Here is a 3,658-nt window from a genome sequence, read left to right on the forward strand (position 1 = left end):
GGCAATGATGAGGGGCGGGGTAATGATGGCAACAAACATGGCGAGCATATGCTGCAGGGCGGCGAACAGGGTCTGGGGCAGGGGCGGGACATCGTCTATGCCGTAGACCAGTTCGCTGTGGGCTCGTCTGGGAGGATGAGCCTCTGGGGTTGCACGGACGGCGGCAGCCTGTTCCATAAATACCTCGAATGTGTGGGGGAGGGGGGGAGAAAATTGGGCGCCATTTTAGTGATTGAAATGGCGCTGACCAGCGCTAATTCGGGCTGAAACCGGTTTATTTTTTCATGGGTTGAAACGTTTGCGTGTGGCGATTATGATCCGCCGGTTTGTGTGACGGCGCTCGCCCTGAAATGGCGCCGGTTGCATAGGATTTTGAGCCTGTGCGGCGTAGAATGAGCCCTCTGTCGAGATTTGGAGGCTCTGGATGCTGAAGTTGTCGGAGTTCTGGAGTGCCCGTGCCCACTCCGAAGATTTTACCCTGACCCGCATGGGCTTCATGACGGTGCGCTTGCGCCTGCTCACCTGCCTGCTGATGGTGGGTCTGCCCGCCTGGGCCCTGGTGGACTGGCTGACCCTGCCCTCTGCCCAGTTCGATGAACTGCTTCAGGCCCGGATTTTCTGCCTGCTGGCCCTCTCTCCACTTATCCCCCTCTCCTACCTCATCCATTTCAGGCACGAGCGCATGAAGCTCGCGCTGGGCTATCTGATGGCGGTGATGATGCTGTTCTCCCTCATCTGCCTGCACAGTTTCGGTGCGGATCAGGAGTTGCAGGCGGGCTACATGGCCTTTCCCTATCTGCTTGTCAGCCTGTTTGCCATCTTCCCCATTCCGCTCTCCCTCGGCCTGCAGCTGGCGGGGGGCATTCTGGTCACCATGCTGGCGGGCAACTGGTTGCTGGTGGGGCAGCCGCTGTGGAGCGTGCAGACCCTCAACCAGGTCTGGCTGCTGGCGCTGTTTGCCCTGGCCAGCAGCTGGGTGCAGTGTGGTCAGCTCAATATGCTGCTGCAGCTTTATCGGGAGTCCACCACGGACGAGCTGACCGGCATGATGAACCGTCGACTGCTGATGAAGCGGAAAAGGCCTGGATGAACATGATCCACAAGCAGACGCCCTTTGCCGTCCTGTTGCTGGATCTGGACCGCTTCAAGCGCATCAACGACACTTTCGGCCATCTGGCGGGGGATGCGGTACTCAAAGAGGTGGCGGCGACCCTGGTGGAGCAGCTGGAGTCTGACATGGTGTTGGGGCGTTATGGCGGCGAGGAGTTTGCCATCCTGCTGCCCAACTGCGGCGATCTGATCCAGGCGAAGCGCGTGGCGGAGCGGCTGCGGGTGGCGGTGGAGGCGCGGCTGGTGAAGAGTCCCACCTCGGATGAGTTGTTGGAGGTGACCGTGAGTATCGGCCTGACCCTGGCCCAGCGCGGGGAGAGCATAGAGGATCTGTTCAATCGGGCCGATGAGTACCTCTACATGGCCAAGATGGCGGGGCGCAACTGCGTGGTGGGCGAGCTGGCCAGCAAGCCGGCACTGCCCCACGCCATCAAGACAGATGCCGCCTGAGGGCGGCATCTGTCTGTCATGGGCACGGGAGAGATCAGTTCAGCTGGTACTTGCCGGAGAGCTGCTGGGCCAGCAGCTTGAACATGTTGAACACCGCCATGGTCTTGCCGGTCGGGGTACCATCTTCGGCCAGGAAGAACTCCCCCTTGAACACCAGAATATCCCCTTTCTGCTCTACCGCGTCGGCGCGCATGCCGTGGATGAAGTCTTCGTGGCGCTTGATGATGTCATTGGCCATCTCCAGCAGGGCAGTCTCGGTGATCAGCTCTTTCTGTGGTTGCATGCTCGTCTCCTGAAACGACGACGGGACAGGGCATTGGACACGTGCACTTAGCGGCGCCCTGTCTCTGATTGAAGAGGGGGCCAGCATACTGCAAACGGGGATTTTCTGTCATTGATATGACCCCGCATTTTGCTTCTTCCTGCGTCCCCTTATCCTATCACCAGATTTCTGAGCCAGCGGCGCTGGCGGATCCTGCGCTGCACCAGCACGACCTTGCACAACTCCTCCAGCAGCACCACGGCCACCACCCAGGAGAGAGGCCAGCCGAGCAGGCTGACCGCCACCCAGGCGAGCGGCAGGCCTATGCACCACATGGCGATGATGTCGATGACGATGCTGTAGTTCACGTCGCCGCCGGAGCGCAGCACCCCGATAATCCCCACCATGTTGAATACCTTGAGCAGCATGCCCAGACACATGACGGCGAGCACCTGCCCCGCCTCTCCCAACATCTCGCCCGGCAGGTTGCCGACCCACTGTAACAGGTGGGTCTGCAACAGCCAGACTGCTATCCCTACCAGCAGGGCGCCTATGGGGGCGAGCAGCAGGAACAGCTGGGAGTGTTGCCAGGCGATGTCGTACTCCTCGGCCCCGAGCCGGTGGCCGAGCAGGGTGGAGCAGGCTACCGCCAGCCCGAAGAAGAGAGAGATAAGGATGCTCTCGAGCGTCCCCAGCGTGGTCATGATGGCCAGTGAATCTGTGCCCAGATGGGCATAGAGAAAGCCGTAGAGCAGCATGCCGAAGGCCCAGAGCCCGTCGTGGAACAAGAGCGGCAGGGCGATCAGGGTGAAGCGCACCACCTCCTTGCGCTTGAAGGCGTCCCACCACTCCTGTCTGCGCGGGATGAGGCGGGGTTCCTGCCGCCACACATAGATCAGCAGCAGCGCCGTTTGCAGCAGGCGTGAGATGGTCGTGCCCCAGGCAGAGCCTGCCACCCCCATGGCCTCGAAGCCGAAATTACCGAAGATGAGGGCGTAGTTGAGGATGACGTTGGCAATGATGGCGATGATGCCGATCCGGGTCGGGGCGGCGGCGTTGCCCACCGAACGCAGCGCCGATTCCAGTGGCACTACGATGGCGGTACAGAGAATAGTGGCGCCGGTGATCATCAAGAACTGGTCGGCGAGGGCGCGCAATTGGGGTTCCTGGCTGGCAAAATCCAGCACGCTGCCCGGGGCGAGCACATAGATGAGTGCAAACGGCAGACTCACCAGCAGGGCACCCACCAGCGCCAGTAGCAGGGCGCGGCGCACCCCGGCCAGCTCGCCGCGACCGTAATATTGTGCCGCCAATACCGAGACGCCACCCGAGAGTCCCGCTATCACCAGCAGATTGAAGAAGAAGACCCGGTTACCCAAGCCCACTGCCGCCACCGCCGTGGTGCCGAGCTGGCTCACCATCATGATGTCGATGAGGCCGAGCAGGGAGAACATCATGGATTGCAGCGACACTGGCAGGGCCAGCCGCCACAGTCGTGTCATGAACTCGCGATCGGTGGTTTGTTTTAAAATCGCTTGCCAATAATTCATTTATGTTAACCAGGTATGTGAAACGCAAGGTTTGTCATGGGTATGATAGGGGGAGTGGCGAGCGACTTCACTGTGAGCCCCTCTCGGGTTTCTTGTTTAAAACTATCATGTTGAGGCGTTATGGCTTTTGTCCGCGAGTGTCTGGAAATAGCCCCGGCCTGCGAGGAGCGGATGCTGGGCCGTGAAGGGCTGCCCCTGCTCGGCGAGGCGGGCATCTTTCTGACCGGCCTTTCGCACATCAGGGAGCACTACCTCATTCGTCGCAATCGCCCTGAGTTCCACATCC

2 protein-coding genes and 3 pseudogenes are annotated in these 3,658 nt (G+C 60.7%); 2 read left to right on the forward strand and 3 right to left on the reverse strand.

Annotated elements, in window-relative coordinates:
* Nucleotides 1–177 (reverse strand): annotated as a pseudogene (locus AAC083_RS09890) (xanthine permease XanP); the annotation flags it as partial.
* Nucleotides 178–424: 247 nt separating this feature from the next.
* Between AAC083_RS09890 and AAC083_RS09895 the strand changes: the two are divergent.
* Nucleotides 425–1,560: pseudogene (locus AAC083_RS09895) on the forward strand (diguanylate cyclase).
* A 34-nt stretch (nt 1,561–1,594) separates the two neighbouring features.
* On the opposite strand, the gene AAC083_RS09900 reads toward AAC083_RS09895, so the two are convergent.
* Together AAC083_RS09900 and AAC083_RS09905 are read right to left on the reverse strand one after the other, a co-directional pair.
* A complete protein-coding gene (locus AAC083_RS09900) occupies nt 1,595–1,843 on the reverse strand; it encodes a DUF2498 family protein (RefSeq protein ID WP_108536495.1) in 249 nt (82 codons plus the stop codon).
* Nucleotides 1,844–1,992: 149 nt separating this feature from the next.
* Nucleotides 1,993–3,372 carry an MATE family efflux transporter gene (locus AAC083_RS09905; RefSeq protein ID WP_108536496.1) on the reverse strand — a complete coding sequence of 460 codons (1,380 nt, stop codon included), beginning with the start codon at nt 3,370–3,372 and terminating at the stop codon, nt 1,993–1,995.
* Between the two features lie 120 nt (nt 3,373–3,492).
* Here AAC083_RS09905 and AAC083_RS09910 point away from each other — a divergent pair.
* Nucleotides 3,493–3,658, forward strand: a pseudogene (locus AAC083_RS09910) (AraC family transcriptional regulator); the annotation flags it as partial.

The organism is Aeromonas sp. HMWF014, from assembly GCF_963878295.1.
Classification (GTDB): Bacteria; Pseudomonadota; Gammaproteobacteria; order Enterobacterales; family Aeromonadaceae; genus Aeromonas; species Aeromonas popoffii.

Coding starts and splice junctions, on each gene's coding strand:
- AAC083_RS09905 (WP_108536496.1), bottom strand. CDS start 3,372: ATGAATTATTGGCAAGCGATTTTAAAACAAACCACCGATCGCGAGTTC.
- AAC083_RS09900 (WP_108536495.1), bottom strand. CDS start 1,843: ATGCAACCACAGAAAGAGCTGATCACCGAGACTGCCCTGCTGGAGATG.